At 69.8% G+C, this 5,584-nt stretch carries 5 protein-coding genes; 2 read left to right on the forward strand and 3 right to left on the reverse strand.

Features of this window, described 5'->3' with window-relative positions:
• Positions 1–435: 5-oxoproline transporter, DUF979 family subunit (locus HUV06_RS14340; protein ID WP_174301933.1), on the reverse strand; the 435-nt coding region annotated here is incomplete at its 3' end.
• A gap of 211 nt (positions 436–646) precedes the next feature.
• The gene (locus HUV06_RS14345) at positions 647–1,339 is read right to left on the reverse strand and encodes a 5-oxoproline transporter, DUF969 family subunit (RefSeq protein ID WP_174301934.1); all 693 of its coding nucleotides are present in this window, start codon (positions 1,337–1,339) and stop codon (positions 647–649) included.
• Positions 1,340–1,511: 172 nt separating this feature from the next.
• On the opposite strand from HUV06_RS14345, the gene HUV06_RS14350 reads away from it, so the two are divergent.
• Positions 1,512–3,164 (forward strand): carboxylesterase/lipase family protein, encoded by a 1,653-nt coding sequence (locus HUV06_RS14350; protein ID WP_174301935.1) that lies wholly within the window; start codon positions 1,512–1,514, stop codon positions 3,162–3,164.
• Between the two features lie 410 nt (positions 3,165–3,574).
• On the forward strand, positions 3,575–5,290 hold the full coding sequence (locus HUV06_RS14355) for a hypothetical protein (protein WP_174301936.1): 1,716 nt from the start codon (positions 3,575–3,577) through the stop codon (positions 5,288–5,290).
• Positions 5,291–5,346: 56 nt separating this feature from the next.
• Here HUV06_RS14355 and HUV06_RS16090 read toward each other — a convergent pair.
• Positions 5,347–5,584 (reverse strand): hypothetical protein (locus HUV06_RS16090; RefSeq protein WP_217433899.1); only part of this gene is annotated, 238 nt, incomplete at its 5' end.

Genomic DNA, 5,584 nt, shown 5'->3' on the forward strand with positions numbered 1-5,584 from the left:
GGCGGCGAGGGCCGCGAGCACGCCCACGGCCAGGGCGACGACGGTGACCTGCTTGGGGTCGACCAGGGCGACGCCGCCGACGACGAGCCGCTTCAGCGTCAAGGCGCCGACGAGCGCCACCACCGGGACGACCAGGGCCAGCGCGAAGAGGCGGTCGCCGGCGGGTCTGCGGATCGGCGGCCCGGCCGCGTCCTGCGGCGCGCTCGCCCGCGATGTCCCTCCCACGCCGACCATGGCCAGCCCCACCAGCGACAGCGCCAGCAGGCCGTTGTCCAAATCGCCCAGCCGGTCCCCGAACAGGAAGCTCGCCGCGATCAGCGCGAAGAAGGCGGAGGTGGCGAGCCGCCGGCCGGCGGCGCGGTCAGCGGCGCTGTAGACTGCGAAGCCGGCGAACAGCAGGCCTGCGAACGCATAGACGGCGTCCAGGCCGATCATCCGGCAGGCATTGATGAGGCTGAACCACAGACCGTGGCGTGCGTCCCTTCCCGCTCATCCCGGCGAATGCCGGGACCCAGATCATAGAGCGGTCGGGATTGACGATGCGAGCAGCCAGACAGGCGGGCCGTCGAGCCATACGATCTGGGTCCCGGCATTCGCCGGGATGAGCGGGTCAGATACGCGTTGATTAGGAGCTGTTCTGCCGCCATCAGGAGGTCCGGCCCGGCGCCCGCAGCCGCCTCAGCCGCCGGTCCAGCCGCAGCAGCCTCCAGCCGTGCACCGCAAAGGCGGCCGACGCCGTGGGAATCGCCCAGAGCGACAGCCTGAGCGGCTCCACGTCCACACCTAGTCCCTGCAGCACGCCGCGGATCAGCAGGATGGAGCTCATGGCGATGAAGATGTCCTCGCCGAAGAAGGCGCCTACGTTGTCGGCCGAGGCCGCATAGGCGCGCACCTCGTGGGTCAAGGCCGGCGTTGCGCCGCCGGCCTGGGCCTCGGCCGCCGCCTCCGCCATGGGCGCGAGCAGCGGGCGGACCATCTGGGCGTGACCGCCGAGCGCCGCCAGCCCCAGCGCCGCGGTGACTTGGCGCAGCGCCAGATAGGCCAGCAGCACCCGCCCCGCCGTAGCCCCCTTCAGCGCCGCCACCCGCGCCTTCGCGCGCGCTTGCAGCCCGTGCCGCTCCAACAGGCCTACGACCGGCAGGATCAGCCAGACCAGGCCGACATAGCGGTTGGCGTTGAAGGCGTGGCCGAACGCCTTCAGCACAGCCAGCGGCGACAGCCCGGCGGCGAGCCCCGCCGAGAGCGCAGCCAGCACCACCGCCAGCAGCGGGTTCAGCCGCAGGAGGAAGGAAGCCACCAGCACGGCCACCCCGATCAGGGCCAACCCATCCCCCGCCATCACCGCTCCGACCCGCACATCAAGGCGCGAGTTTGGGCCAGCTCCGCGGGCCGGTCCAGCGAGCTTGGCGCCAGCGATCGAACCGAACGGGTTCCCGGTCGTTTCCGCCACGGCTTCGTCACATGACAGGCTGTCCGCCCGTCCGATCCAGACCCCGAAAGCCGAAGCCGCAATGGCTGCAGTCCCCTTCCGCCCTGTCTCCACCGGCGGCCTCCAGGCGCGGACCGCGGTCGTCCTGACTGCGCTCCTGGCTATGGCCGTGTCGCTCGGCGGCTGCGCGCTGCGCCCCGGTGACGTCGGCTATCTGGTGCACAGCCCCGACGCCCAGCCCATGCTCGTGGCGACCGAGGCCGGACCGGTACGCGGCGTGGCGACGCCGCAGGGGAACGCCTTCCTGGCCCTGCCCTACGCCGCGGCGCCGGTGGGGCCGCTCCGCTGGCGTGCGCCGCGGCCGCCGGCGTCCTGGGTCGAGCCGCGGGACGCCACACGCGGTGGTGCGCTCTGTCCGCAGGCGGCGATCCCGGGCTCCGGCAAGCAGTCTGAGGATTGCCTGACCCTGAACGTCTATACGCCCGCAGGCGCCAAGGCCGGCGCGCGTCTTCCTGTCATGGTGTGGATTTACGGCGGCGGCTACGCCATCGGCTACACGGCCCAGTACGACCTCAGCCGCATCGCCCAGCGCCAGGGCGTGGTGACGGTGGAGATGAACTATCGGCTGGGCGCCCTCGGCTTCCTGGCGCACCCGGCGCTGCGGGCCGAGGGGGACGGCTCAGGCGACTACGCCCTGCTGGACCAGCAGGCGGCGCTCCGTTGGGTGAGGGCGAACGTCTCAGCGTTTGGCGGTGATCCCGCCAACGTGACCATCTTTGGCGAGTCCGCCGGCGGCTGGAGCGTGTGCGAACAGCTGACCGCGCCGGGCGCCCAGGGCCTGTTCCAGCGCGCCATCATCGAGAGCGGCGCCTGCACTGCGCCGGACTCCGCCATCAGCCAGGCGGCTGCGGAGGCCGGCGGCGTGCAGATGGCGGCCGATCTCGGCTGCAGCGACCCGGTGACCGCCGCCGCCTGCCTGCGCGCCCTGCCGGCCAAGGAGGTTCTGAAGGCCATGCCCCATCGCCGCGGCCTGCTCGGCAAGGACTCGTGGACCAGCGCCTATGGCGGGACCGTCCTGCCACTCCACCCGCGCCGGGCGCTGGAGCAAGGCCGCTTCGCCCCTGTGCCGGTGATCGATGGCACGAACCACGACGAGGCCCGCCTCTTCCTGGACCTGAACCGGTTCAAAGGCATGCTCTACAGCGAAAAAAGCTACAAGAAGATCATTTCTGACTTCTTCCTGGATCAGACGCCCACGGTGCTCAACGAGTACGCGGACGAGGCCAGGCGATCGTATGCCCAGGCCTATGTGGACGTAGTCACCGACTCCACCTTCGCCTGTCCGGCTCTGACCACCAACGCCCTGCTGGAGCGGCGCGTCTCCGTCTACGCCTACGAGTTCGATGACCCGGCCGCTGTCAACGGCCTGCCGCGCTCGCCCTTTACCGGACCGCTGAAGGCCTTCCACTCCTCCGAGATCGCCTATGTGATGCAGACGCCATGGGAGGTGGCGCCGGCCATCAGGTTCGACCCCGCCCAGCGGGCCCTGTCGGACCACATGCAGGCCTGGTGGGCAGGCTTCGCCCGGTCCGGGATCCCGGATACGGCGAGCGCACGCGGCTGGGCGCCGGACAGGGGGGTCGGTCCCTTGCAGCTACGCCCGGACGGGAACTCCACAGCGTCCGACTTCGCGCGACGGCACCGGTGCGCCTTCTGGAACGCGCTGGGCTACTGAGCCGCCCGCTTCGATCCGGCCGCTCGGCGCGCCAGAAGCCCTGCAAGCCTGGCCTGGAAGGCGCATCGAATGCCGGCCGCCGCGAGCCCCCCGGCCATTGCGTTGAGGTGCGCGCCGCCTCTGACTACAGCTCCCCCCACGGCCGAGCATCTGGCGCGGGATCCCTCCGGTCCGCCCGCTCCGGGAGCGCGCAAGCGGCTACGCGCTCAGGGGCCGTCACGATCCTGCTCCTGATCAGCGCCGCTGCAATAAAGGCGTGAAGCGGCACTGTGGCGGGAAAGTCGCTGACCGAACCAGCCGCACCTTCCGTCATCGAAGTGTCTTAAAAGCTTAGCAGGAGCATCATGCGGCGGCGCTAAGCGCCCTGCGACGCGACGGCAACACCGGCGTGGGGACAGGGGACACAACTTATGACGATCAAGACCTCGCTGCTCCGCGGGGCGGCGCTGGGCACCGTCCTGGTGCTGAGCGCCGGCCTCGCGGCCAATGCGACCACCACCACCCACACCCACAAGAAGGTGGTGCGCCGGCAAGCCGCAGAGAGCGCTCCGCGCGGTGGCGGCGAGATTGCGGCGCTCCGAGAAGAGGTGGCCGCGCTCCGTAATCAGCTGAACGTCACACAGGCCCAGTCCGCTCAGGCCGCCGCCGCCGCCCAGGCCGCGACGGAGCAGGTCGAAACCGCCCAGGCGGCGGACGCCGACGCCACCGCCGCCATCATCCAGTCCATCCCGGTGGCCGTCGCCGCCGAGGCCGACAAGCTGAAGCCCAAGACTGACGGCTTCTACTTCAAGGGCGTCAAGATCACCCCCGGCGGCTTCGTGGAGGCGGCGGGGATCTATCGCGAGCACAACCTCGCGTCGGATGTGGCCACGCCCTTCAACTCCGTGCCCTACACCATCGCACGCCCCGGCCACGCCGAGGAACTGCGCGCCACCGCCCGCCAGAGCCGCATCACCGGCTTGGTCGAGGGAAATATAAACCCCGACATCAAGCTCTCGGCCTATGGCGAGTTCGACTTCCTGGGCGCCGCCCAGACCGCCAACCTGAACGAATCCAACTCGTTCAACCTGCGCACCCGGGTTGTCTATGCGACGATGGACTTCGCCGACGAGGGCTTCCACCTGCTGGCCGGCGACGAGTGGTCGCTCGCCACCATGAATAGCAAGGGCATCACGCCCAGGAACGAAGTGCTGCCGCCCAACATCGACGCGCAGTACAACGTCGGCTACGTCTGGGCGCGTCAGCCGCAGTTCCGGATCACCAAGGACTTCCTGAACAAGACGCTGTGGGCGGCGGTCTCGGTCGAGAACCCGCAGACCACCTTCGGCGGCTCGGCCCCCTCGGCCGCGGGCGTGCTGACCACGATCAACAACGGCTCCAACTATTACGGCGGCGACACCGGCACGCTGTCCACCACCACCGTCAACGGCGTGGTCACCGCGGTCAGCGGCGTGGCGCCGGCCACCCAGTCGCTCAACCATGTGCCCGACGTGATCGGCAAGCTGGCCGCCGAGGAGGACGTGTTTGGCCACCACCTGCACGCCGAGGTCTTCGGCATGTACCGCCAGTTCTACGAGCAGCTGGGCACCTTGAAGAGCAACAGCCTGGACGCCGGCAGCGTCGGCGGCGGCGTCGCCGGACAGATCATCCCCGACCTGCTCGACCTGCAGGTGACCGGCATCAGCGGCAAGGGCGTAGGCCGCTATGGCTCCAGCGGACTGCCTGACGTAGCCTTCACGCCTTCCGGAAAGATCACCGCCATCCAGGAGACCGCGGGCCTGGTCACCGCCACCCTGCACGCCACCAAGACGCTGGACCTCTACTTCGTCGGCGGCGAGGAGCAGGACGAGCGTCCTGACGGCGGCATGGGCAGCTACGGGAACTTCACCGCAGTGAACACCGGTTGCGGGATCGAAGCCTCAACCCTCACCTGCACCGGCAATACCCGTCGCCTGTCGGAGCTGACCTTCCAGGCCTGGGACAAGGCCTTCACCGGCCCATACGGCCAGATCCGCCTTGGCCTGCAATACTCCTACGTCGCCCGCGAAGGCTTCGGCGGGGTCGGCGGATCGCCGGAGGCGCACGACAACATGATCCTGACCAGTATCCGCTACTATCCGTTCTAGGCGTTTCGCCCTCCGCGATACCTCAAAGGCCGCGTCCTCGGACGCGGCCTTCTTTGTTAACGGCTTGAGGCTGACCCGCCGATGTGACGCGGGTCCGGGCGGCAGACTGCGTCAGTTCGTGCCGCCGTCGTCGTATCCGCCACCATCGTCCACGCCCCCATCGTCATATCCACCACCGCCATCAAAGCCCTGGCCGCCACCGTCGCCTTCGCCGTTCTGGCCTCGGCGGGGGCGGCGACGGTTCGAGCACGCACACCGGTACCGTCGCCGCGTTGACCCTGGCCTTCGGGCTGG

This window comes from Caulobacter sp. S45, assembly GCF_903642205.1.
Classification (GTDB): Bacteria; Pseudomonadota; Alphaproteobacteria; order Caulobacterales; family Caulobacteraceae; genus CAHJWH01.